This window comes from Streptomyces populi (genome assembly GCF_002911015.1).
Taxonomy (GTDB): domain Bacteria; phylum Actinomycetota; class Actinomycetes; order Streptomycetales; family Streptomycetaceae; genus Streptomyces; species Streptomyces populi.
The window spans coordinates 46,014-70,169 of sequence record NZ_KZ626865.1; the positions used below are offsets into that span (position 1 = coordinate 46,014).

Consider the following 24,156-nt stretch of genomic DNA (forward strand, 5'->3'; position numbering starts at 1 on the left):
CGGATCGGTACGACCGACACCCCCGTGCTCCCCGGAGCACGGGGGTGTCGCCGTAACCCGAACGCGTGCATCATGATCCCGTCGCTTTCCACGGGGCTGACGAGGTGAGCGGTGCACGGGCGAACACGCGGGACACGTACGGCGACGGCTCTCGGCCGCGTCCTCCTCCTCGCCGCCCGCGGCCCCACCCACGGCGCCGGATCCCCCGGCCGGACACCCGTGCGGGCCGCCGACGCCCCCGCCCGGCTCCCCGTCCCGCAGGACAAGGGCGGCGAGGCCGCCGCCGACGTCACCTTCTCCACCGCCGCGTTCCTGTCGGAGACCTGACGGATCAGGACGTGTCGACGAGTCCGCCCCCGACACCCCCTGATCCCCGTCCGGCCCCGTAGCCGCTCTTGGAGCCCGCCATGCGCACCCGCCACCGTCCGGCCGCCGTCCTGGGGTGCGCCCTTCTGCTCACGGTCGCGGGGTCCGGCGCGAGCGGGCTCTTCGGAGGCGGCCGCTCCTCCCGCCCCGCCACCACGAGGCCCGCCGCCGGAAAGCCCGCCGGACACTCCGACCCCGGCGACTTCAACGGCGACGGCTACGACGACTTCGTGGACGTCGTGCGGTCGAAGTCCAAGGACGGGAAGAAACACGCGGAGAACCTGGTCGTGGTCTACGGATCGCGCACGGGCCTCGTCACCACCACGGCACGACGGACTCCGGCCGGCACCGAGCCGGACGCGGTCTTCACGTCGGCGCCCCTGCGCGCCGACCTGGACGGCGACGGCTTCACGGACCTGGTCGGCAGCCGTGGTACGGGCGAAACCGCACGCGAGACCTTCGCGCTGTTCGGCGGCGCGCACGGGCTGAGCGGCGCCCGCCGGCTCGATCTGCCCGCCGGCTTCCGCCCGCTGGCCGCCGCCGACTTCGACGGCGACGGCTCCGTGGACCTGCTCGACGGCGGCCACGGCGGCCACAGCGGCTCGGGCAACCCCAACGCCACCGGGAAGGGCGGCGACGGGCTGCTCCTGTACGGCCCCTTCGACCGCGAGGGGACACCGGCCCGGCAGGCCGTTCTCGACCTCAGCCAGCACGGCTATGTCACACCCGCCACGGCCACCACCGGTGACTTCGACGGCGACGGCAGGGCCGAGGTGGTGTTCACGTACTCCCTCGACTTCGAGCAGGACGAGTCAGAGGTGGAGGAGGGCAAGGGCCCGCCCTCCGACCTGCACTCGATCGGCGTGTACGAGGGCGGCGAACGGGGGCTCGTGCGGGACACCCGTCAGGAGAAGATCATCGGTGGCCTGACGGAGCCCGGTGTCCCGGAGACCGGGGACGCGGACGGCGACGGCCTCCCCGACCTGCTCGTGCACACCAAGTTCCCGACGGGCACCCTGACGATCCTGTACGGGGCGAAGTCCGGTCTGGACACCGGCCGCGAGCGGACCGTGATCGGCAGCACAGGCGCTGCCGACTGGTACTCCAGCGGCTTCGGCTCGTCGCCCGCCGTCGGCGACGTCGACGGCGACGGGAGACCGGACGTCGTCGTGAACACCCCGACCTTCCGGGGCCACGACGGCAAGGTGACGCTGCTGCCCGGCGGGGCGGACGGGACCCAGTCCCTCGACGGCGAGCAGGGGATCGACTCGAAGACCGACGGCCTGCCCGGCACCCCGAACCCGTACGACTGGAACGCCTTCGGCCAGCGTCCCCCGCTGCTCGACGTCGACGGCGACGGCCACATGGACGCGGTCGTCTTCGGGCCGCTGTACGAGAAGAGGAAGGGCGCATATCTGGTGCTGCGGGGCACGGACGACGGGTTCGCTCCCAAGGAGACACGGCTCTTCACACCGGACGACATCGGCGTTCCGCTGCGGCTGACGTAGTACCGCGCCGCCGGCCCGTGCACCGTCCGGCGACGCGGCCTCGACGCACCGTGCGGCCGGGCGGCTTCGGCGTGGCCGGGGTGCCGCACCCCGTGAATCCCGCACGGCTCAAAAATTCTTCGAATGCACGTACAACCCTCAACCACCTTGACCGGTCTCCTGTTGGACGACCACCCCGCCATGCCCGGAACAACTCCAGATGAACACGGGTGGTACGGCAACCCATCGACTCTGGACGCGCCCCCAAGCGTCCCCGCATGCCGCAGGAGAACCCCGCATGCACAAGCGTCACCCGCACCACGTGCGACTGGCCCTCGCGACGGCGACGGCCGCCGCGCTGACGGGCGGTCTGCTCACGTTCTCGGCCGCGACCGCGACCGCCGCGGACTCCGCCAGGGTCCCGCAGGCCGACTTCAACGGCGACCACATCGGTGACGTGGCCGTCTCGGCCCACGGCGCCTCCGTCAGCGGTCACGCGGGCGCCGGCCAGATCGTCGCCCTCTACGGCACGGCCACCGGCGTGTCGTCCGCCAAGCGCTCCACGATCAGCCAGAACACCACCGGTGTCCCCGGCACCGCCGAGGCCGGCGACGCGTTCGGCGCCGAGACGGCGTACGCGGACTTCAACCACGACGGATACGACGACCTCGCCGTCGCCTCCCCCTCGGAGAAGGTCGGCACCGACACCAACGGCGGCGCCCTCGCCATCCTCTGGGGCTCCGCGAGCGGTCTCACCGGCAAGAGCATCGACGTCCCGGACCCGTCCCCCTCCTCGCACGACTACTGGGGCAAGGACCTGGCCGCCGGCGACTTCGACGGCGACGGGAAGGCCGACCTCGTGGTCGGCAGCTCGGCGAGCACGCTCTACGTCTACAAGGGCGGCTTCAGCACGTCCGGCACCCCCGGGTCCCGTACGACGATCAAGCCCCCGATCCAGTCGGGCACCAACGACAACCCCTACGGCCCGATGAGCCTGACCGCGGGCGACGTGAACGGCGACGGCAGGACCGACCTGATCGTCGACGGCTTCGAGACGCAGTCCGACGGCTGGAACACGAACTACTACGTGCCCGGCACGGCGAGCGGCCTGAGCGTGGCGTCCGCCAAGGCCCTCAAGACCGGCATCATCACCGGCATCGGCGACATCAACGGCGACGGCTTCGGCGACATCGTCAGCGGCGCGGGCTGGGACGGCACCCTGGACGACGGCACCCCGATCCCGGACTCCGCCAACGGCGGCAAGGTGAACATCACCTACGGCTCGGCGTCCGGCCCGGCCGGCACGACCGGGGTCACCCAGAACAGCGGCAACGTCCCCGGCTCCTCGGAGAAGGGCGACGGCTTCGGCTGGGAGCTGGACATGGGCGACATCAACGGCGACGGCTACCAGGACCTGGTCGTCTCGGCCCCGAACGAGGACCTCGGCGGCGTCACCAACACCGGCATGGTCACCGTCATGTACGGCTCCGCGTCCGGCATCAACGTCTCCTCCGGCATCCAGGCGTTCGCGCAGAGCACGGCGGGCGTCCCCGGCAACGACGAGAAGGGCGACCTGTTCGGCGCGGACGTCAAGCTCGACGACGTCAACGGCGACGGGAAGGCCGACCTGCTCGTCGGCTCGTACGAGAACTCCGCCGACGGCGCGGTCGTCTACCTGCCCTCCGACGGCCACGTGATCACCGCGACCGGCTCACGCTTCGTCGCCCCGGACGCGTCGGGCGTCTCGACGTCGGGCACCCCCCAGTTCGGCGCCCTCTTCGCCGACTGATCGCCTACGGAGGGGCCGTCCTCGTCCGGGCGGCCCCTCTCACCACGGCGTTCCGCCGGACAGCCACCCCCGTAGGGGCCGCCCGCGGCGCTCCCTTAGGGGATGTCACAGCTCGGACCCAATGCCGGGCCCGTTGCCCCGGCCCTCGCACACCGTCCTCCAGGACCAGGTACGTTCGATGACGTGGCTGGATTCAGGATCGGACGCGGGGGCCGGGACAACCGTGCCCCGCAAGGGCGACCGCAACAACAACCGTCGTACGGACAGTCCTCCCAGGGACGTGGGCAGCAGTCCCCCCGGGGAGGCGGGCAACAGCCGTACGGCTACCCGCCCGCGCCACCGCAGCCGCAGTACGGGGGACAGCAGCCGTACGGCGGACCGCAGGGCGGGCAGCCCTACCGCGGTGGACAGCAGGGCGGCTGGCCCCAGGGCGGCGGGCACGGCGGCGGACACGGCGAGCCGGAGTACTTCGGCGACGGGCACCCGCAGCAGGGCCCTGACCCGTACGCCGCGAACAGCCCCGGCCACACCCAGGCCTTCTCGATCGGCGAGGACCCCTACAACCAGGGGGACACCTACCGGGCGGGCCAGGCGGCCGCTCCGCCGGTCGGCCCCCGGCTGCACTGGAAGGACCTGCTCACGGGCATGGTGACGGCCCCGAACCGGACCTTCCTCCAGATGCGCGACTACACGATGTGGGCCCCGGCCCTGATCGTGACATTCCTCTACGGCCTGCTGGCGGTCTTCGGCTTCGACGGCGCCCGCGAGGACGCGATCAACGCGACCCTCTCCAACGCCGTCCCGATCGTCCTGACGACCGCCGTCGCGCTCGTGCTCAGCACGTTCGTCCTGGGCGTGGTCACCCACACCCTGGCCCGCCAGCTCGGCGGCGACGGCGCCTGGCAGCCCACGGTCGGCCTCTCGATGCTGATCATGTCCATAACGGACGCCCCGCGGCTGGTCTTCGCCATGTTCCTCGGCGGCGACGCGTCCTTCGTCAAGCTCCTCGGCTGGATCACCTGGGTCGCCGCGGGCGCCCTGCTGACCCTGATGGTCGGCAAGTCCCACGACCTCCCGTGGCCGAAGGCCCTCGCCGCCTCGTCCATCCAGCTGATCGCCATCCTGTCGATCATCAAGCTGGGCACGTTCTGACGCCGAAGACGGCGCACACGCCCGTCCAGGGCACACGAGAGGGGCTCCCGGCGGTGCCGGGAGCCCCTCTCGTGTCACGTCCGCGAACCGTCGCGGCGGCGCCCCGCGCCTACGCGTCGAGCACCTGCCCGGTCCGCCGGACGACGGGGGGTTCGGCGCTCCACGGGAAGTTGATCCACTCGTCGGTCCGCTTCCAGACGTACTCGCACTTCACGAGCGACTGGGTCTTCTCGTAGATCACGGCGCTGCGGACCTCGGCGACCTCGCCGACGCAGAAGTCGTGCACGAGCTTGAGCGTCTTGCCCGTGTCGGCGACGTCGTCGGTGATCAGGACCTTCTTGTCGGAGAAGTCGATCGCGTTGGGGACGGGGGCCAGCATGACCGGCATCTCCAGCGTCGTCCCCACCCCCGTGTAGAACTCGACGTTCACCAGATGGATGTTCTTGCAGTCGAGGGCGTAGGCGAGCCCTCCCGCGACGAAGACGCCGCCACGGGCGATCGAGAGCACGATGTCGGGCTCGTACCCGTCGTCGGCGATGGTCCGGGCGAGTTCGCGCACGGCGACGCCGAACCCTTCGTAGGTGAGGTTCTCGCGCGCGGGGGGCATGGTCATCGCCTCAGACCTGGGTGCGGTGGAAGTTCAGGAAGGACCGCGAGGGGGTCGGTCCGCGCTGGCCCTGGTAACGGGAGCCGTACCGGTCGCTGCCGTAGGGGAACTCGGCCGGCGAGCTGAGCCGGAACATGCAGAGCTGCCCGATCTTCATCCCCGGCCACAGCTTGATCGGCAGGGTCGCCAGGTTGGACAGCTCGAGGGTCACGTGCCCGGAGAACCCGGGGTCGATGAACCCGGCGGTGGAGTGGGTGACCAGCCCCAGCCGCCCCAGCGAGCTCTTGCCCTCGAGCCGCGAGGCGATGTCGTCGGGCAGCGAGATGACCTCGTAGGTACTGGCGAGAACGAACTCCCCGGGATGGAGGATGAACGGCTCGTCGCCCTCGGGCTCGACGAGCCGCGTGAGGTCCGCCTGCTCGACCGAGGGGTCGATGTGGGGGTAACGGTGATTCTCGAACACCCGGAAGTAGCGGTCGAGCCGCACATCGATGCTCGACGGCTGCACCATGGATTCGTCGTAGGGATCGATCCGGACCCGCCCGGCGTCGATCTCGGCCCGGATGTCCTTGTCAGAGAGAAGCACGTCCTGAGGATACGCAAGGCGCGCGGAGCCACCACAATCGTGGCGGTCCCGCGCGCCCGTGCCGTTCACCCGCTCCGTCCGTCACGACGACCCCGCCGCGTCTGTCACGTCACCACGCCGTCGCCGTCACGGCGGTGCCCCGGCGCCGACACGTTCCTGCCGCGCCCGCCCCGTCGCACTGCCGCTGCCCCTGCGTCCTACTGCTCCGGCACTGCCCTCTCCAGGGCCACCGGCACCACACTGCGGAGCCGGGCACACCGTGGACACCGGAGCAGCCGGCCGGGGCCGAGCCGCTCGGCCCGCTGCATCGGGAACGAAGCGGTGCTGAACACGTGCCCCTCGGCACAACGGACGACGGTGCGCTCCATCAAGTCCCAGAGTCCCTTCCCCATGAGCCGCATCAGGCTGATCCCCTGACGCCGAAAGCCACATTACGGGATGAAAAGGGTGGCCCTCCAGGCGGCACTCCGACCCCGCCCGGACTCTCTTCGCCGCCCCCACCGTACGCCCCAACTCCGGTCCCCCGCAGCCTCGTCAGCCCCCCTGAACGCAAGCGGGCCCCGCGGCTTCGACGCCGGGGGCCGGGCATGAGGTACAGTGAGCGAGCATTCGGCACCGGCCCAGCCGGCGTCTTACGCGGGTGTAGTTTAGTGGTAGAACATCAGCTTCCCAAGCTGAGAGTGCGAGTTCGATTCTCGTCACCCGCTCCATGTGAAACCCCCAGGTCGACGACCCGGGGGTTCTTTGTTGTCCGGGCCGATGGGTGGCGCGCGCGCACCATGTCGTCCATAGGGTGAGTGGTCGGCAGGCAACCCCGTACGCTGCGAGGGTGACCCGCTTGATCGTGTCGGCAGGGGGAGGGGGCGACGCAGTCGCCGCCGCGATGCTCGACGCGGCCCTCCACGGGGGTGACGACAGTCCGGCGATGATCCTCACCTACGCGTGGGACCGCCTCCTGATCGGCCTCTGCGAGGTCAGAGACGCCGGGCTGCCGGTCCCGCTCACCGACGAAGGCCCCACCGTCCACGAAGCGGACCTGGACGAGACCCTCAGCCGCAACGAGCTCGCACGCGCCGTCCTCGCGACGGAGACCCTCGCCGAGGCGGAGCAGTACTGTCACCGCACGTGGGAATGACGCTCCTCGTTCTCCTGCACGCCGTGCTGACGCTCGTCTGGCTCGGCAGCTACGTGATGGTGCCGGCGAAAGCACGCGCGTTCTTCGAGCGGCCTGTCGTGCGGCGGGTCATGGATCGGGTCACCGGCATCGTTCTGCTCGGATTCGGCGTCAAAGTGGCAGCGACTCAGCCCTGATCATGCGCGGACGGCAGCGGATCGATCCCTCGACTGAGCGTCCAACTGCGTGCTCGAAGCGCGGCGAACGGAGAGGCACGGAACCGTGCACGCCCTCGCGGCGCGCGGGGAAAAGGATGAGGAGAGGAGGGTGTGTACGGCCACGACGGGCCGTACACCCTCCTCTCCTCGCGGAAAGCCCTAGAAGGCGATGTGAGGGCTCGTCAGGGCCGCCCCGAAGTAGCCCTTCACGCCGCGAACGGTGATGCCGGCGCTCTTGCCGCACAGGGTGGCGGAACCCCTGAGGACGGGGCCGGTGGTCGAGCCCCGGGCGATCCACAGGCAACCGTCGTTGTTCTCCGTGGGAACGCCGACGACCGTCTCGGCCTTGCCGTCCTTGTCGAGGTCGGCGAGGTGGACCGACGCTCCGAACTGGTCGCCGGTCTCGGCGGCGCCGGGCACGTCGGCCGTGTCCTGGGTGTATCCGGCCGCCTTGGCCGTGGTCAGACCCGTGGCGGAGCCGCGCAGCAGGACGGCCGAGCCGGCCGTCTCGCGCGTACCGAGGGCCTCGCCGGGGACACCGACGAGGACATCGGCGTAGCCGTCGGCGTTGACGTCGCCGACGCTGAGCGACTGGCCGAAGCGGTCGCCGTTCTCCGCCGTGCCGGGAACCCCCGCCGTGTCCTGGTGGAAGATCTTCGGCCGCTGGTCGGCGGTGATGCCCTTCGCGCTTCCGTAGAGAACCTGGATCTCGCCGCCGCGGTGCGCGGCACCGGGCATGTTCATCGTGGACTCGTCGTCCGCGATGGCGGTGACGAGGTCACCGTAGCCGTCGCCGTTGACGTCGCCGATCTGGCCGGCGTAGCCGTCGGCGAGCGGCAGTTCCGTGGGCCAGGTCGTCATGGGGTCGTCGCCGATCGGGCCGTTGTCGGCCAGCACGGATCCGCGGACGTCGTCGTCCGAGGGGCCGGGCAGCCAGAACCGTTCCGCCCTGCCGTCGCCGTTCACGTCGCCCATCACCAGACCGCGGGCGTTGACGCGCCATTCCTGGTAGCGGGTGGCGGCCTTGCCGGTGCGGGTGAAGGGGCCCGTGTAGGAGGCCGACTCGCAGCGCGAACCGATGCCCACTTCCGGGGCGCCGTCCCCGTTCATGTCTCCCGTGGCCAGGGACATCCCGAATCCGCAGTAGGTCATGCCGTCCCCGAACCCCGGGGGCGGGGAGATGCTTGCGCCGCCCTGAAGGCCATGGGGCCCACCCCACACGACGGTCACGGAGCCCCGGGACTTCTTGCCGTCGACGTCTTCACGAGGAGTACCGACGACCAGATCCGCGTACCCGTCCCGGTCCAGGTCGGCACTGGCGACCGCCGAGCCGAACTCGTCCCCGTCCTCGGACGCGCCGGGGATCCCGGTGGTCGCCTGCGTGATCACGGTCCGCCGCGTGGCGCTCACGGACGACGCCGCCCCGTACAGAACGACCACGGCACCGGCTTCCTCCACCGATCCGTCGGCGGCCTCGGGGGCGCCCACGGCCAGGTCGCGATAGCCGTCACCGTTGAAGTCGTCCTGGACGGCCGCGGTGTTGGCCCCCTTGTAGGGAGCGGTCGCCGAAGCCGTCGCCGGAGTGAGCGTGACGGCGAAGAGGGGGGCGAGCACGGCCATGGCCGTGACTGCTTTGCGCAACGGAACTCCTCGTGCGGGACGAGACGGGCGGCGGGAAGGCGAGAACTGCACAACGCACAGCTCTACCGCCCCACTTGACCCATGAGGGTGCCGCAAGGTTGTACGCGGCTCCTGACACGCCCGTCTCGCCACCCGCTCCGTGCGGCCCCCGACGGCTTCAGGAAGGCCGCGAGCCGGTCGAGGGCGGCGGGCAGGGCCCAGTAGTGGACCCAGGTGCCCCGCCGCTCGCGGTCGATCGGACCGGCCTGCCGCAACAGCTCGAGGTGGTGCGAGATCGTCGGCCGGGACAGGCCGAGGTCAGGTCGCAGACGCAGACCTCTCCACCCGCCCGGGAAGCGATCATCGACAGCAGCCCCGGCCGCACGGGATCACCCAGCGCCTTGAACAGCCCGGCCGGCCCGGCCGCCTGGTCCCGGTCCGGCGGCGCGGTCGCCAGGCCGGGGCAGCACGCACCGTTCTCGTCGCCCCGGCCGAGCACCACGAGCCCTTGTTTCGACATGTGTCTATGTTGACATTCTTCGATGCAAGGCGCAAAGCTTGTATCGACAGACATCGATTCAAGCCGATGGGAGACCCGCCATGTCCCGCGCTCAGCTCGCCCTGCGTGTCAGCGACCTCGAAGCGTCGATCGCCTTCTACTCGAAGCTGTTCGGCACCGAACCGGCCAAGCGGCGCGAGGGCTACGCCAACTTCGCCGTCGCCGAACCGCCGCTCAAGCTCGTCCTCATCGAGGGCGCCCCCGGCGAGGAGACCCGCCTCGACCACCTCGGCGTCGAGGTCGAGTCCACCGACCAGGTCAGCGCCGCCACCACCCGGCTCAGGGACGCCGGCCTGGCCACCCTCGAGGAGAACGACACCTCCTGCTGCTACGCCCTCCAGGACAAGGTGTGGGTGCACGGCCCCGGCAAGGAACCGTGGGAGGTGTACGTCGTGAAGGCCGACGCCGACACCCTCGGCAGGAGCGCCGCCCCGGGCGCGGCCGGTGACGGCTGCTGCACCGGGCAGGCCACCGAGGGAGCGGCCCCCACGACCGCCGGATGCGCCTGCGGCCAATGATCCGAACGAACCCGTACCCGTCCGCCCCACGCCGTGCCGCCCCCCTCCACGACGCGCCCGCGCCGGAACCAAGGTCTCGCCGCGGATCGGCCGCAGGCTTTTTCCGTTGGAAAGCGGGGGGCGGCAGTTGCACACTGCCTCGCGGGTCGGCCGCGGGCCGCGCACGGTCGCGCGCGGGACGGCTCGGCGGCGGACGGCGGACGGCGGACGGCGGACGGCGGACGGCGGACGGCGGGAACGGTGCCGGGGAGAGGGGATACGTGAGCAGGAGACGCTACGTCGCCAGGGGCGTGCCGGGCGGTTACCGGATATGGGACAACCGAGGGCGCCGGTGGTGGGGCGACCTCTACGAGTTGTGCCCCGACGATCTCGTGGCCGAGCTCAACGGCGGCGCGGACCACGCCCGGATCACCGCGCTGATGAAGCGTTACCGGGCGCAGAAGCGGTAGGTGCCACCGCGACAGGGACGGTGCGCGTACACACCACGGCCGTTCCCCGTGGTCCGGTCGGCCGCCGGTCCGACGGTGAGGACGATCCGCCGCCCCCGCCGTCGGCCGTGCCGGGAAGAGCCCTACTTCAGCGCGACCCCGTCGCCCGCCGCCGTCGCGGGGCTGGTCGTCCCCGTTCCCGCGAAGTGCCAGCGCCAGGTGCCGGAGGCGTTCGCCGTGGCCGTCGTCCTCAGCTTGCCCGCGCTGTCGGTGGTCACCGTCTTGACGGTGGTGTACGCCGAGGAGCCGGACCTCTTGAACTGGAGGGCGACCTTCTGGCCGGCGAAGCCGACGTAGGTGTTGGTGTTCCAGTCGGCCCGGGTCAGGGCGCCGGTCACCGTCAGCGTCTTGCCCTTGGCGACCGGTTCGGGCGTCGCCCGGGTCGTCGCCAGCTTGGCGTAGCGCTTGATCTTCATCGTGACGCTGCTGTCGAGCGTGTAGAAGTCACCGTCGTAGGCACCGGCCTCCACATCGAGGTGCCAGGTGCCGGCCGAGCTGTTGCGGAGGTCGAAGTAGTCGTCGGTGCGCGGGTCCAGGCTGTACGACCAGGTGCACTTCATGGTCGTCGACGAGGGACGCGTACAGGTCGAGGACTTCGCGTACTGGAGACGGTTGTCGGGGCTCACCAGCTTGAAGCCCATGACGGTCCTGATGCCGGAGTTGTCCTTCAGCGTGGCGGAGGCGGTCAGCTTCTGGGTCTCACCGATGCCGACGTTGACGGTGGTCCTGCTGAAGGTCACCGACGTGAAGGCGATGTCGCCCTTGTGGGTGTCCGCCTGCGCCGTGGTCGCGAGGAGGGAGAGCAGCGCCAGGCTGCCGGCGGTGGCGGCCGCGGCCGTACGGATGTGCATGGTTCTCCAGAGACGACAGGTGGGCCGGAACTCCGCTCCTGGAGTCCGGGTGTGCAGAAGACCCTCCACCTGGGGGATCGGTTGTACGTCTCCCGCACGTCGGTGCGGACGTGGGGCGTCGGGCAGAAGTATCACGACGCCGGCAGCCATGCGCACGGGGGGCGATCGCCGCGTGCGCCCCGTTCCTGGACGACGTCCGATTGCCGTACCACCGTGCGGCGTTGGTGCCCCTTGGGCGGCAAGTGCCCGGAATCGGCGAGTTCCGGCAGCGACGCCGCGGGCCGGGCGGAATCCGATCGTCCGCCCGCAGGCGACGGTGAGTTGCCGATCGCCCAGCGGGATTCCGGCGCATGAGTCCCGGATTGCACGGCTACCTGCCACACCGATCCATCACGACAGAGTCACGATCCCGCCATCTGATCTTCACTTTTTGTTCACCTGCTGCCCCAATGGACGCTGCGGCGCGGTGTGTCCACGCGAAATCGCCCCTGTGACCTGCGGAAAAGCGCGCCACGGCGCCGCGCTGAAAGCCCGCACCAGCGGGCGAACCAGACATCGGCACGACGAAAGAACCAGTACATGCGCATACGCGGCATCATCACCACCGGCATCGCGGCTTCCGCGGCGATCGCCCTCGGCACGACCTCCGCCTCCGCGGCGACGGGCATCGACCTGACCACGGGCAAGGGCTTCCTCGGCAAGGGCGAGGTCCAGACCGCCCTGGGCTACAACAACGCGGCGCTCCAGAAGGCCGTCGACGCCAAGAGCCTGGTGTTCACCGCCACGCAGCCGACGACGCAGTCGCTGACGCAGGCCGCCAGCCAGTCGGCGACCCAGACGGCCACCCAGACGGCCACGCAGTCGGCGACCCAGTCGGCGACCCAGTCGGCCACGCAGAAGGTGTCGCAGGTCCTGTCCTGCACGGTCACCACCGGCAGCGAGAAGAACCCCAAGGTCTTCACGCGCGACGGCTCACGCTCCGTCACGCGCACCGGCACCCGGACCGCGTCGCACGTCGGCACCCGCACGGGAAGCCACAGCTCCACCCGCACCGGCGCCCGCACCGGCAGCCTCGCCGGCGTCAGCACCGGCACCCTCGGCTACGACATCGATGTCGACGCCCGTAAGAACAGCCAGTACACCGGGTTCATCTTCAACGGATGGAAGGGAGAGCCGACCTACAAGGACGGGTCCACCACCTGGGACTCCGAAGCCAAGTTCGGTGACTGGGAGTTCGGCGACTACAACTTCGGCGACTACGCGTTCGGCGCCTACAGCTTCGGCGCCTACGATTTCGGCGACTACACGTTCGCGTCCCTGGACGACGTGACGTGGGGCGACTGGGTCGCGAAGCCGGGCGACAACCCGGCCGACTGCCTCCGCAGCGAGAACGCCGACAAGGTCTCGGACGTCAGCAACGTCGTCACGCCCGGTGCCATCACCGACGGCACGATCACGGACGGCCCCGTTGCCGAAGGCGCGGTCACGCCGGGCGACGTCGTCGAAGGCGACGTGAAGGAGGGCGCGGTCCAGTACGGCGCCACCCAGTACGGCGTGAGGACCGCGACCGGCCCGAAGTCGCTGTTCGTCAACGGCAAGGCCCTCTGAGACAGTCACCGGACTGCCTTCTGACACACCCCCGGCACAACCACGGCTCGCGGCCGCATCCAGCGGCCGGGGGCCGTGTCCGTTCGTGGGGGACGTGGCTCAGCAGCCGGCCGCTGCCGGAACCACCTAGGTGGTTCATGCCCTTCTTCCTCCGCTTCCGGGCGGAGACGCCGGTGGCGTACGGCTCCACCATCGAACGGCACCGTCACGCCTGAACGCATGCCCCGGTCCGTCGGATCGGGGTCTGGTTCATGTCCGCTATGGACTTCCTGCCGAAGTAGACCCAGGCGAGGGTGGCGAGGACCGAGCCGTGGAGCAGGAACAGCAGCCACAGCAGCTTCGGCACGAAGCGGACGCGGTCCGCGGGGGTGCGGGCACAGTCGATCAAGGCCCACAGCGAGATGGCGACCACGAGGGCCATCAGTGCGAGGGCCGGCAGGTCCGTCATGTGCAGCATCCGTCTTCTCCTTGCTCGGACTCGTGACCGGGCTCCGTCCCGGAGCGGCGTTCACCCCCTCATCGGACGAGCCCCTCCGACCGGTTCACGGACACGCGAAACCGGCCCCTGCACCGCCCGGCGCAACGGCCGACGTCCCCGGCGTCCTACGAGGGGCTGCCGGGGACGGACCGTCAGATAGGTCCACCCGGTCCAGGCACCGCCGGTCCAGGCGCCATCGGCCGGTGGCGTGTAGTGGCCGCGGACACGGTAGTGGTCGTTGCTCGTGAAGAGCTTCAGGGCCCGGCCGTAGCCGTACTCGCCGTCGCCGTACAGGGGCACGCAGCGCTGTGACGTGGTCGGGTGCCAGGCGCCCGACCAGTAGTGCTCGACGTACACCGTCAGGCAGCCGCCGGACTGGCGCGGAGTGACCTGGACGTCGTAGCCCATGTCGGTCTCGGACTTGTAGAAGACCTGGTAGGTGGTGGATCCGACGCGGGTGGTCGAGAGCGGGTGCCGCGTCGCCGTCCGGACCGTCGGGGTGAGGGTCACGCCGGCCGTCACCGTGCGCGGCGCGTAGCGGCCGTCACCCGTGAAGGCCGCGCTGAAGACCGTGTTGCGGGAGACCTTGTAGGACGCGACGAGGTTCCCGTGCGCGTCGACCTCGCCGCTCCTCAGCCGTACCCGGGTCCCGCCCGCGGGCATGCCGTACAGCGTCACGGAACGGGAGTCGTACGTGGTCCCCAGGTGCGCGGTGACCTTGACGGTCGCGCCGGAACGGTACGTCTTCGCGTCGGTCGTCACGCTCAGGCCCGGGGTGGTCCGGGACACCTGGACCGTCGCCGACGTCTTGACCGGCAGGTAGGACGTGCCGCCGTCGTAGCCGAAGGCGTACGTGTTCGCGCCGCCGGTCCCCGGGGTGTCGTGGAAGGTGAAGCCGCCGTCGGCGGAGACGGGGACGGTGCCCGCCGAGTAGCCGGAGGGGTGGGCCAGGTCGGTCCTGACGACGTGGACGGCGCCCGTCGTCACGTGCGCGTGCGGCCAGGTGAGCTTCCCCGTGATGGTCATCGGGGCGGCCCGGCCCGCCGTCGCGGGGGCGGTCACCGTCATGGTGGGCGCGTACTTCGCGACGGGGACGTCGAAGGTCCGGCCCGCCGGTCCGTAGTGGCCGCTCCCGGAGTAGTCGACGCCGAAGCCCAGCGGGCCGCTGAGGGGCGCGGTTCCGGTGACGTGGTAGGAGCCGAAGAAGTCGGCCGCGGTGGCGCGGGTGGCCGTCGCGTCCGTGATGAGCACGCCGTCCGGATCGGCGTCGTCGTGGCGCGTGATCCGGACGGTGCCCGGCATCATCGACTGCCCGGCGTCGAGGGGCAGCGGCGAGTCGAAGCCCACCCTGAACGAGTACGCCTCCCCGGGGGCGAGCGGAGTGGTGGCCGGACCTCCGCCGAGCCGGACCCGGGCGGTTTCCGGTTCACGGGCCACGTGGAGCGTCGGCGTCCCCCCGGAGGCGTCCACGCCCACGGCGTAGAGCCGGCTTCCGTCCGGTGACCAGGCGAGGCCGTGGGCGGGCAGACGCAGGGAGGACCCGTACTCGTACTCGTCGTAGAAGCCCCCGCCCGTCTCCGGGAACGTCTCGAACGCGTAGCCGTTGCAGCCGCAGCCGGCCAGGGTGCCGTCCGGGGCCACGGCGACGGCCCTGGCGGCGACCGGCACGGCGAACCGGCCGTCCACGGCCAGGTCCGAGGTGCGGTACCGGTCGGCGCTCGCGTCGGCCCAGGACGAAACCGCCAGGTGCTGTCCGTCCGCCGTGACCGCGAAGTCGCCCAGGTCGGGAACGGGCAGTTCCCTCGCGGCCCGCCGGGTCAGGGTGCCCCCCTCGGCCCGGTACGTGACGAAGGCGGAGGTGGTCCCCGTCTGTGCGGCGGCGGCGAGCACGCCGGAGGGCGCGGGCGTGGTCGCCAGCGTCGGCGCGGCGGACCAGCTGCCCGAATCCCGCCGCAGGGTGACCGTGCCGTCCCCGGCGACGGATCCGATGCCCCCGGCGCCCGCCGTGCCGTACCCGAACCAGAGGGTGCCCCCGGCGACGGCCAGCGAGTCCGGGCCGGTGCCCGCGCCCGTGCCGTAACGAGCCGACTCGGTCAGGTCCTCCGCGCTGATCGCCGCGATCGCGTCCTGGCCCGGGAGGGCCGCGTACAGCGTGGATCCGTCGCCGGAGAGGGCGAGGCCGGTGGCACCGGGCTCACCGTCGATCGTCGTCGGGTTCGCGCCGTCGAGGTCGGTGACGAGGATGCCGTCGGTCCCGGCGCCGCCGCTGATGAACAGGTGTCCGTGCGGGGCGTCCACCACCATGTGCGCGAAGTGCGCGATCGGCAGCGGTGTGCCCGACACCGCCGACGCGTCGACCGCGCCGGGACCGACCACGGTCGTCAGCCCCAGGAGTACCGCCGCGGCCGTCGGTGCCGAGAAGCGCGCCAGTTTCATGAAAGGTCCCCCGTCAACCCTCACGATCGAGGAGCGCAACGTAGCACGGGCGGGACCGGGCCCGGACAGCGGGCACGAGGCCGGTCCTCCCGGCCAACTCATCTCTTTCCTAGCGGTGTTGGGCGCCCCGTGACCTCGGACGACGGACCGCGCGCGCATACGCGTGGGTGTGCGTCACCGTGGCCGCGATCACGAGGAACAGGCCGACCAGGGCCGCGGGAGCGGCCGCCGTGAGCCAGTACGGACCGCCGGGACCGGCCGTCAGCAGGAGGGCCGCCGTGACCACGGCGGCGGCAAGTCCCGCGGCGACCAGGACGGCGAAGGCGGTGCGGCCGTTGCGGGGGCGGTCCGTGGCGGCCGCGGGCCGGTTCCACCGCAGCTGTTCCCAGTGGCGGGCCGCCTCCCGCTCCTCGCGGCGGCGCCGTACGGCCGCACGGGTCCGCAGGCCCAGGGCGACCGCCGCGCCCGCCGCGGCAGTGAGGGCATGGATCCGCCATCCCTCGGTCACCGCGAACAGGACGGCGATCACCCCGGCCGCGCCCCAGGCGCTCACGCAGGCCGCGGCCGCGTCACGCCGGGAGTCGGGGCGGTCGGCACCCGCGCGCAGATCGGCGAGTGCCGGGACGTACCAGACGCTGCCGGACACCGTCAGCAGGGCGGCGCCCAGCGCCAGAACGGGCTGCGCCACGGCTCAGTGCACCGCCTCGGCCGCGGCGATCTCCGGGTGGTGCAGGTCGAAGGCCGGGGACTCGGACCGGATCTTCGGCAGCGAGGTGAAGTTGTGCCGCGGCGGCGGGCACGAGGTCGCCCACTCCAGCGAACGGCCGTATCCCCAGGGGTCGTCGGTCTCGACCTTCTCGCCGTACTTGGCCGTCTTCCAGACGTTGTAGAGGAACGGCAGGATCGACAGGCCCAGCAGGAACGACCCGATCGTGGAAAGGGTGTTGAGGGTCGTGAAGCCGTCGGAGGCGAGGTAGTCGGCGTACCGGCGGGGCATGCCCTCGACGCCCAGCCAGTGCTGCACGAGGAAGGTGAGGTGGAAGCCGACGGTGAGGGTCCAGAAGGTGATCTTGCCGAGGCGCTCGTCGAGCATCTTGCCGGTCATCTTCGGCCACCAGAAGTGGAACCCGGCGAACATCGCGTACACGACCGTGCCGAAGACGGTGTAGTGGAAGTGCGCCACGACGAAGTACGAGTCGGAGACGTGGAAGTCCAGCGGCGGTGACGCAAGGATGACGCCGGTCAGACCGCCGAAGGTGAACGTGATCAGGAAGCCCACGGTCCACAGCATCGGCGTCTCGAAGGACAGGCTGCCCCTCCACATGGTGCCGATCCAGTTGAAGAACTTCACTCCCGTCGGCACCGCGATCAGCAGGGTCATGAAGGAGAAGAAGGGCAGCAGCACACCACCGGTCACGTACATGTGGTGGGCCCACACCGTCACCGACAGGCCGGCGATCGCGATGGTGGCACCGATCAGGCCCATGTAGCCGAACATCGGCTTGCGCGAGAACACCGGGATGACCTCGGAGACGATGCCGAAGAACGGCAGGGCGAGGACGTACACCTCCGGGTGGCCGAAGAACCAGAACAGGTGCTGCCACAGCAGCGCGCCGCCGCTCGCCGGGTCGAAGACGTGGCTGCCGAACTTCCGGTCGCACTCGAGCGCGAACAGGGCGGCCGCCAGCACCGGGAAGATGATCAGGACCAGGACGCCGGTCAGCAGCACGTTCCAGGTGAAGATCGGCATGCGGAACATGGTCAGACCGGGGGCGCGCATGCAGATGATGGTGGTGATGAAGTTGACCGCGCCGAGGATGCTGCCGAAGCCCGACAGCGCGACACCCATGATCCACATGTCGGCGCCGAGCCCCGGCGAGTGGACCGCGTCGGACAGCGGCGCGTACAGGAACCACCCGAAGTCGGCCGCCCCGCCCGGGGTGAGGAAGCCGAACGCCGCGATGGACGAGCCGAACAGGAACAGCCAGTAGGCCAGCATGTTCAGCCGGGGGAAGGCCACGTCGGGCGCGCCGATCTGCAGCGGCATGATCCAGTTGGCGAAGCCGGTGAACAGCGGCATCGCGAACATCAGCAGCATGATCGAACCATGCATCGTGAACGCCTGGTTGAACTGCTCGTTCGACAGGATCTGTAGTCCGGGCCGGGCCAGTTCCGCGCGCATCAGCAGCGCCATGACGCCGCCGACGCCGAAGAAGACGAACGCGGTGACCAGGTACAGCGTCCCGATCCTCTTGTGGTCGGTGGTCGTCAGCCAGTCCACCCACGACGCGCGGTCGGAACCCGCGGCGGACGCCGCGCCGGGCCGCCCGGTCACCTCGCCGCCCGTGCGTGCCGTGTCGGCCGCGTCCGTCACCTCGGCCCTGTCGGCCGCGGAGACGGCGGCGTGCGGTCCCACCGCCTCCACCGGGTGTATCTGTGCCTCGTCCACCGGACGACTCCCTCCCCTTCTCCACCTGTCCGCTCATGAGGCGCGTCCCGCTCATGAGGTGTGTCCGCTCATGGGCGCAGGTCCCGCTCATGGCGTCGGCGGGCCGGAGAGTGCCCGCGCACGGGGGTGGACGCGGTGCCGCTTCCCGGCCGCCGCCCCATGATCGACGCCGGGACACGGGGGCCGGATAGGGCCGAACAGCCCCCACGTGGGCCCTGTCAGCAGGGCCCAACGGCCCCATCCGCACCACGCGGCCGGGGCCGGCGCACCGTGCCGGTTCCCGTGCGCGGGCCCCGGCGACGAGCACGGATGCCCGCTTTCTTCCGCATACGGGCCCGTCAACTTCCGGGCGGCGCAGCGGAAGAGGGGCACGCGGTCGGGAAACGGACACACCCGGACCGGTGGCGCGGCGCGGCGTCCGTACGGCCCTGGGGCCGGGGCCGTTCGGCCCTATCGGCCCCGGACGGCCGGGTGATCTTCTGGCTGGGCGGCCGGGTGCCCCCGCCCACGCAACTCCCTTCTCCCCCGTGGGGAACGGGCCGGAGCACCCGGTACGCGCCAAGAACGGCTCAGACCGGTACGGACCGCGCCGGCCGAGAAGGGCTGCCGGAGAACAGCCGGTCCTCAGGGAGGCTCAGTTGCGGCGAAGTTTCGGCTCGATCCTGATGGCGCTGGCGATCGGCGGCACGATCGCATCACTCCTGTACCCGGTGTTCTACTCGTACCCCCATCGCTTCGACGCGGTGAAGGCCGCCATCGCCGACCCCGGCCCCGCGGTGAGCACGCCCTGGGGACCGCTGAGCGCCGCCGACCGCGAACTCGTGGTGCAGGTGGAGGCGGACGGGCTGTGGGAGATATCCGCGGGCAGGCAGGCGGCCGACCGGGCCCCCACGAAGGCCGTGAAGGAGGCCGGCGACGAGCTGGTGACCGGCCACACCGAGCTCGACAAGCGTGTCCGCGCGGTGGCGACCGACCTCGCCATCACCCTGCCGGACCGGCCGACGTCGGAGCAGCAGGGCTGGCTGGCCCAGCTGACGGCGGCTCAGGACGGCGAGTACCGGCACCTGTTCGCGAATCTGCTGCGCGAGGAGCACGGCAGGGTCTTCCAGCAGCTCGCGCAGGTGCGCAGCAGCACCCGCAACACGCTGATCCGGGATCTGGCCACGTTCGCCAACCGGACCGAACTCGGCCACATCTCGGCGCTGGAGAGGACCGGGTACGTCGACTTCGACACCGTCGCGCACGGGTCGACGGAGTCTCCGGCCGCGGTTCCGACCGTGGTTCCGGCACCGTCGTCGCCGTGAGCGCCCGCGGCCCCGCGGGAGCGGGGCGCGGCGGGGCTCCGGGTGCCGGGGACGGGAGCGGGACGGTTCAGGGCGCGATCGAGCAGTTCCTCCAGGCGGTGGCCAGGGCGTGGGGGATCGCCGGGATGTCGCCGCAGCCGCGCGGACTCACGGGGAGGCCGTCGGTCGCGACGTAGACCCAGCCGCCGCCCGAGTCCCGGAAGTACTTGGTGACGCTGCCCTCGTCCTGCATGCCCACGAGTTCCGCCTCGGTGGCCCCCGCCGTGGGCTGGAAACGGACGGCGGCGTAACGGACGGTGCCGCACCGGCCGTAGAAGAACGTGCCCGGCGCCGGCCCCATGTGGACGAAGTGGGTGACGTCGCGCCGGTACGTCCGGGTCACTTCGGCCTTCACCTCGGCGCCGACGGCCAGGTTGCGGCAGCCCGCGACGGCGGTGGGCGAGTGGACGGCCGGGGTGCCGGCCCGTTCCGTGGCCCGCTTCGGGGAGGCGTCGGCCGAGTCGTGCGACGGCGTGCCGGTGGCGGCGGGGCTCGACGAGGGGGACGTGACCCCGGCGGGGGACGCCGTCCGGCCGACGGCTCCGGCCGGGGGTGCCGCGGAGGTCGAGGTGGCCGCGGAGGAAGTGGGGCTGCCCGCGGCAGAGCTTGTGCCCGCATCGTCCTGGCACCCCGTCAGCAGTATGATCCCACCGGCCAGCGCCAGTACCGACGCGCGTCCGAGACCGGCCATGACCCACCCTCTTTTCGATCGGTGAACTCGTGGTCATCCCCTGTGCGACCACTGCGGACGGCCGACTTGCACCGGGCCGTCGGCTCTGCCCCACAGGACAGCACGGGACGGCCCGGCAGTTGCAAAGAGAGGCATGCGGGACGGTATCGATTCCGCATACGTGCCGCGCGGTCGGGAGCGGCAGGGATCCGGGGCGGACCGCGCGGAGATCCGGCTTTTCGGCCTCGGCAAGGACGGCGGGAACGGTCTCGTCGCCGGTGCCGACACGGCTTCGATTTTCGTCATATATTCCGGACCTCGCCGTACGCCCCCGGCAGACACTCTGCCGCCCGAGCCGGCCGATATCTGCTGCAGCGACGTGAGAATTCGACGCCAGACACGATGAGAATTTCTTGATCGACAGATGGGTCGAGATTTTTCGCCGCGCACTTTCGACCGCACCGTGCTACTGTCGATGGCAGTTGCAGTTGTGGTTCCCAAAACTTGCGGACATCCATCCCGTCCTTACCGGATGGAGTTCTTTTGCATTTCCGGTCTTTTTTCCGGCGGGGCAATCATCACGGCGACGCGGGATCCGCACGGTGCGGATCCCCAGCACCGTCCCGAAGGAGAATTGACATGGCTACTGGAACCGTGAAGTGGTTCAACGCGGAAAAGGGCTTCGGCTTCATCGAGCAGGACGGCGGCGGCGCCGACGTCTTCGCCCACTACTCGAACATCGCCAGCTCCGGCTTCCGTGAGCTCCAGGAAGGCCAGAAGGTCTCCTTCGACATCGCGCAGGGCCAGAAGGGCCCGACGGCGGAGAACATCGTTTCCGCCTGACACCGGCACGCACGGCGCAGCTGGGGCCCGCACCTCGGGGTGCGGGCCCCAGCTCGCCGCGTTTTCGGCACGCGGCGCAGACGTCCCGGTAGACCACGGCGGGTTCGACCCGCGACCGCGCTTCCGGGTTCCAGGTTCCGGACGACCTTTCCGTCGCTTTTCCCGACCTCCTGCCGCCGACACCCGAGATCCACACCCGGTCAACCGCCCGGCCCACGCCCGATCCGCTCGCGATCCGCCCCTGAGGCCCGCCGGTCCGAGCCGGGTCACCCCCGTTCCAGTCCGGACCGTTCCCACTCGATGCCCGTTCCAGGGCCGCGCACGATCCATTTTTATCCTCACTGTCATTCCCCTCGCTTCCGGGGCACCGCCGCTTCCCGGGCATCACTCCCTCGAGAATTCTGCACCGATCCAATTCTGTGCCGAATTCCGTTCGGCTCGTTCTCGCTATTCCCTGCGCTGCTCATTCGTTGCGGGAATTCCTTGATACGCGCCCGGTCAAGGAAGGTTCCGCATGAACCGCACACGCACGAACGATCGCCTCAGCCGCACCCGCACCCACACGGAAGGCTCCGGTGCCCGAAGGAGCGGCAGCCGCTTCGGTGCCGCTTCCACCGCCCGGTCCGGTGCTCCCGGCCGGCCGAAGAGCTACGGACGCCAACAGGGTTCACAGCAGCGCGAGTTCGCACTACCGGTGACAACCACCCCCGCTCTGCCGGCCGTGGAGGCGTTCACCGATCTCGACCTGCCGGCGCCGTTGCTGGCGGCGCTCGGCCACGAAGGCCTGTCCGTCCCCTTCCCGATCCAAGGGGCGACCCTGCCGAACACCCTGGCGGGCCGTGACGTACTCGGCCGGGGTCGTACCGGCTCGGGCAAGACCCTGGCCTTCGGCCTCGCGCTGCTGGCCCGTACCGCCGGGCGGCGCGCCGAGCCCCGGCAGCCGCTGGCCCTGGTCCTCGTGCCGACCCGGGAACTGGCCCAGCAGGTCACCGACGCGCTCACCCCGTACGCCCGTTCCCTGCGGCTGCGGATGACGACCGTCGTCGGCGGCATGTCGATCGGCCGGCAGGCCGGTGCCCTGCGCGGCGGGGTGGAAGTCGTCGTCGCGACTCCGGGACGGCTCAAGGACCTCATCGAGCGGGGCGACTGCCGACTGGACCAGGTCGCCGTCACCGTCCTCGACGAAGCCGACCAGATGGCCGACATGGGTTTCATGCCGCAGGTCACGGCGCTGCTCGACCAGGTGTGTCCGGAGGGGCAGCGGATGCTCTTCTCCGCCACCCTGGACCGCAATATCGATCTGCTGGTCCGCCGCTACCTGGTCGACCCGGTGGTCCACTCGGTCGACGCGTCCGCGGGCGCGGTCACGACGATGGAGCACCACGTGCTCCACGTCCACGCCGCGGACAAGCACCGGACGACCATCGAGATCGCGGCACGCGACGGCCGGGTGATCATGTTCTTGGACACCAAGCACGCGGTGGACCGGCTGACCGAGCACCTGCTGAACAGCGGGGTGCGCGCCGCGCCCCTGCACGGCGGCAAGTCCCAGCCGCAGCGCACGCGGACCCTGGAGCAGTTCAAGACCGGGCATGTGACGGTCCTGGTGGCGACCAATGTCGCGGCGCGCGGCATCCATGTCGACCAGCTGGATCTCGTGGTCAACGTCGACCCCCCGAGCGACCCCAAGGACTATCTGCACCGCGGCGGCCGTACGGCCCGTGCGGGCGAGTCCGGCAGTGTCGTGACACTGGTGACACCCAACCAGCGCCGGGACATGAGCCGGCTGATGGCCGCCGCGGGCATCAGCCCGCGGACCAGTCAGGTGCGTTCGGGCGAGGAAGAGCTGAGCCGCATCACGGGCGCCCAGGCTCCCTCGGGCGTGCCGGTCGTCATCCGCGCGCCGGTGACGGATCGTCCCCGCCGTGGCACCTCCGCCGCCTCCCGGGGCCGGCGCGGCCGCTCCGGCCAGGGCCGGTCCACCGGTACCGCCGCACGCCGCTCCGCCCAGCAGTAGTCCGGAACCCAACGGCGGTCGTGGGCCGGGCGAGGACCGGGACCCTGCCCGGCGGCTCGGCCTCCGGCCCCCTCCCACCAGCGACGGCGAGCGGGGCCGAGCACCGACAGCCACGCTCCGTGCCACAACCACCCCTCAGGAGGCACCCTTTGACGCTCGTCCAGATGCGGCCGTGTTCCGTGGGCCCCGCACCGGCCGCCCTCGTCGACCCGGGAGACCCGTCCGGACCGCAGGTGCGGGACGACATGACTGTCGAGGTGGCCCTGGCCCTGATGGCGAGCGCCCGTGTCGGGTGTCTCCTCGTGTGCGACGAGGACGACCAGCACACGGACTCGGTCACCGAGGCCCAGCTCGCCGTCGTCCGCGACGGCTCCGCCTACACGGACCGCGTCCGCGTACGCGATGTCCTCGACCTCCGCCGCGCCCAGGGCGCTCTCGCCCTCTCCTTCTGAGCGTCCCGCCGTCCCCCGCCGTTCGGCGCCGGCCCCGACCGGCGCTCTCCCGCCACTTGTGAGGCTCCATGCGCTGTGTCATCGCCCGCTTCCCCTTCGACCTCTCCAGAAGTGGAGTGCTGGAGTCGATGAAGGGGATCAAGCCCGAGCCGGTCACGGGCGAGTCCGTGATCATCGGCCGCTGCCGCTATCCCGTCAAGCAGGTCGGCGAGGTCATCACCCGCCAGGACCGCCGTGACTTCACGAGCGGGGAAGTGACCCGGGCCATGGTCCGGCTCGGCTTCACCTGCCGCACCTCGGAGGCGGCCGCACCCCCGCGCGCGCTCACCCCGCTCCAGAACGCCTCGTCTCTGCTCGGCGGCCCCGCCCCGCTCGGGCTCTGAGGACGTCCGCGTACGTCAGGACACCACGAGGGCCCCGCCGGCACAGGTCGGCGGGGCCCTCGTCGTGTGTCACCGGTCCGAGCCCCCGAAGTCGCCCACGGTCCAGGCGCTGACGTCCTCGA

21 protein-coding genes, 1 tRNA gene and 3 pseudogenes are annotated in these 24,156 nt (G+C 71.0%); 15 read left to right on the forward strand and 10 right to left on the reverse strand.

Features of this window, described 5'->3' with window-relative positions; all coding sequences use genetic code 11:
• The first annotated feature begins 111 nt into the window (after positions 1–111).
• From CW362_RS15740 to CW362_RS15755, 4 genes are all read left to right on the forward strand, one after another.
• A complete protein-coding gene (locus tag CW362_RS15740; RefSeq protein ID WP_162684093.1) occupies positions 112–327 on the forward strand; it encodes a hypothetical protein in 216 nt (71 codons plus the stop codon).
• A gap of 80 nt (positions 328–407) precedes the next feature.
• On the forward strand, positions 408–1,874 hold the full coding sequence (locus CW362_RS15745; protein WP_103550088.1) for an FG-GAP repeat domain-containing protein: 1,467 nt from the start codon (positions 408–410) through the stop codon (positions 1,872–1,874).
• Between the two features lie 277 nt (positions 1,875–2,151).
• Complete coding sequence (locus CW362_RS15750; protein ID WP_103550089.1) at positions 2,152–3,642, forward strand: FG-GAP and VCBS repeat-containing protein; 1,491 nt, start codon at positions 2,152–2,154, stop codon at positions 3,640–3,642.
• 102 nt (positions 3,643–3,744) lie between these two features.
• Positions 3,745–4,794 (forward strand): Yip1 family protein, encoded by a 1,050-nt coding sequence (locus CW362_RS15755; protein ID WP_103550090.1) that lies wholly within the window; start codon positions 3,745–3,747, stop codon positions 4,792–4,794.
• Positions 4,795–4,903: 109 nt separating this feature from the next.
• Here the strand turns inward: CW362_RS15755 and CW362_RS15760 are convergent, their stop codons facing one another.
• Entirely contained in the window at positions 4,904–5,401 is a 498-nt protein-coding gene (locus tag CW362_RS15760; protein WP_103550134.1) for a phosphoribosyltransferase, read from the reverse strand.
• A gap of 10 nt (positions 5,402–5,411) precedes the next feature.
• Positions 5,412–5,987: a dCTP deaminase gene (dcd, locus tag CW362_RS15765; protein WP_103550091.1), complete on the reverse strand. Its 576-nt coding sequence runs from the start codon at positions 5,985–5,987 to the stop codon at positions 5,412–5,414.
• Between the two features lie 636 nt (positions 5,988–6,623).
• Between dcd and CW362_RS15775 the strand changes: the two genes are divergently transcribed.
• The 3 genes and pseudogenes from CW362_RS15775 to CW362_RS15790 all read left to right on the forward strand — a co-directional run.
• A tRNA-Gly gene (locus CW362_RS15775) sits at positions 6,624–6,697 on the forward strand.
• Between the two features lie 248 nt (positions 6,698–6,945).
• Positions 6,946–7,101, forward strand: a pseudogene (locus CW362_RS45840) (DUF1152 domain-containing protein); the annotation flags it as partial.
• A 14-nt stretch (positions 7,102–7,115) separates the two neighbouring features.
• Positions 7,116–7,298: pseudogene (locus tag CW362_RS15790) on the forward strand (LysE family translocator); the annotation flags it as partial.
• 180 nt (positions 7,299–7,478) lie between these two features.
• Here CW362_RS15790 and CW362_RS15795 read toward each other — a convergent pair.
• Together CW362_RS15795 and CW362_RS15800 are read right to left on the reverse strand one after the other, a co-directional pair.
• Positions 7,479–8,960, reverse strand: a complete 1,482-nt coding sequence (locus tag CW362_RS15795; protein WP_240657811.1) for an FG-GAP-like repeat-containing protein — start codon at positions 8,958–8,960, stop codon at positions 7,479–7,481.
• A 62-nt stretch (positions 8,961–9,022) separates the two neighbouring features.
• Positions 9,023–9,459 (reverse strand): annotated as a pseudogene (locus CW362_RS15800) (ArsR/SmtB family transcription factor).
• An 80-nt stretch (positions 9,460–9,539) separates the two neighbouring features.
• Between CW362_RS15800 and CW362_RS15805 the strand changes: the two are divergent.
• On the forward strand, positions 9,540–10,016 hold the full coding sequence (locus CW362_RS15805) for an ArsI/CadI family heavy metal resistance metalloenzyme (RefSeq protein ID WP_103550094.1): 477 nt from the start codon (positions 9,540–9,542) through the stop codon (positions 10,014–10,016).
• 260 nt (positions 10,017–10,276) lie between these two features.
• Positions 10,277–10,465, forward strand: coding sequence for a hypothetical protein (locus tag CW362_RS15810; protein ID WP_103550095.1), 189 nt, complete (start codon positions 10,277–10,279; stop codon positions 10,463–10,465).
• Between the two features lie 122 nt (positions 10,466–10,587).
• Here the strand turns inward: CW362_RS15810 and CW362_RS15815 are convergent, their stop codons facing one another.
• Positions 10,588–11,355 carry a calcium-binding protein gene (locus CW362_RS15815; RefSeq protein ID WP_103550096.1) on the reverse strand — a complete coding sequence of 256 codons (768 nt, stop codon included), beginning with the start codon at positions 11,353–11,355 and terminating at the stop codon, positions 10,588–10,590.
• Between the two features lie 579 nt (positions 11,356–11,934).
• Here CW362_RS15815 and CW362_RS15820 point away from each other — a divergent pair.
• Complete coding sequence (locus tag CW362_RS15820) at positions 11,935–12,963, forward strand: hypothetical protein (protein ID WP_103550097.1); 1,029 nt, start codon at positions 11,935–11,937, stop codon at positions 12,961–12,963.
• 205 nt (positions 12,964–13,168) lie between these two features.
• Here the strand turns inward: CW362_RS15820 and CW362_RS15825 are convergent, their stop codons facing one another.
• The 4 genes from CW362_RS15825 to ctaD all read right to left on the reverse strand — a co-directional run bounded on the left by CW362_RS15825 (position 13,169) and on the right by ctaD (position 18,212).
• Complete coding sequence (locus CW362_RS15825) at positions 13,169–13,420, reverse strand: PLDc N-terminal domain-containing protein (RefSeq protein ID WP_103550098.1); 252 nt, start codon at positions 13,418–13,420, stop codon at positions 13,169–13,171.
• Between the two features lie 51 nt (positions 13,421–13,471).
• Positions 13,472–15,877, reverse strand: a complete 2,406-nt coding sequence (locus CW362_RS15830) for a hypothetical protein (RefSeq protein ID WP_103550099.1) — start codon at positions 15,875–15,877, stop codon at positions 13,472–13,474.
• Between the two features lie 109 nt (positions 15,878–15,986).
• A complete protein-coding gene (locus tag CW362_RS15835; RefSeq protein ID WP_103550100.1) occupies positions 15,987–16,565 on the reverse strand; it encodes a hypothetical protein in 579 nt (192 codons plus the stop codon).
• 3 nt (positions 16,566–16,568) lie between these two features.
• The gene (gene ctaD, locus CW362_RS15840; RefSeq protein ID WP_240657815.1) at positions 16,569–18,212 is read right to left on the reverse strand and encodes an aa3-type cytochrome oxidase subunit I; all 1,644 of its coding nucleotides are present in this window, start codon (positions 18,210–18,212) and stop codon (positions 16,569–16,571) included.
• Positions 18,213–18,964: 752 nt separating this feature from the next.
• Between ctaD and CW362_RS15845 the strand changes: the two genes are divergently transcribed.
• Entirely contained in the window at positions 18,965–19,630 is a 666-nt protein-coding gene (locus tag CW362_RS15845; protein WP_162684094.1) for a DUF4142 domain-containing protein, read from the forward strand.
• Between the two features lie 67 nt (positions 19,631–19,697).
• Here CW362_RS15845 and CW362_RS15850 read toward each other — a convergent pair whose 3' ends face one another.
• Positions 19,698–20,360 carry a hypothetical protein gene (locus CW362_RS15850; RefSeq protein WP_103550102.1) on the reverse strand — a complete coding sequence of 221 codons (663 nt, stop codon included), beginning with the start codon at positions 20,358–20,360 and terminating at the stop codon, positions 19,698–19,700.
• A gap of 618 nt (positions 20,361–20,978) precedes the next feature.
• On the opposite strand from CW362_RS15850, the gene CW362_RS15855 reads away from it, so the two are divergent.
• The 4 genes from CW362_RS15855 (at position 20,979) to CW362_RS15870 (ending at position 24,034) form a co-directional block, all read left to right on the forward strand.
• Positions 20,979–21,182 carry a cold-shock protein gene (locus CW362_RS15855; protein ID WP_103550103.1) on the forward strand — a complete coding sequence of 68 codons (204 nt, stop codon included), beginning with the start codon at positions 20,979–20,981 and terminating at the stop codon, positions 21,180–21,182.
• Positions 21,183–21,696: 514 nt separating this feature from the next.
• Positions 21,697–23,199 (forward strand): DEAD/DEAH box helicase, encoded by a 1,503-nt coding sequence (locus CW362_RS15860; protein ID WP_103550104.1) that lies wholly within the window; start codon positions 21,697–21,699, stop codon positions 23,197–23,199.
• A gap of 149 nt (positions 23,200–23,348) precedes the next feature.
• Positions 23,349–23,651: a CBS domain-containing protein gene (locus CW362_RS15865; RefSeq protein WP_103550105.1), complete on the forward strand. Its 303-nt coding sequence runs from the start codon at positions 23,349–23,351 to the stop codon at positions 23,649–23,651.
• Positions 23,652–23,719: 68 nt separating this feature from the next.
• The gene (locus CW362_RS15870) at positions 23,720–24,034 is read left to right on the forward strand and encodes an SCO5918 family protein (RefSeq protein ID WP_103550106.1); all 315 of its coding nucleotides are present in this window, start codon (positions 23,720–23,722) and stop codon (positions 24,032–24,034) included.
• Positions 24,035–24,156: the final 122 nt, after the last annotated feature.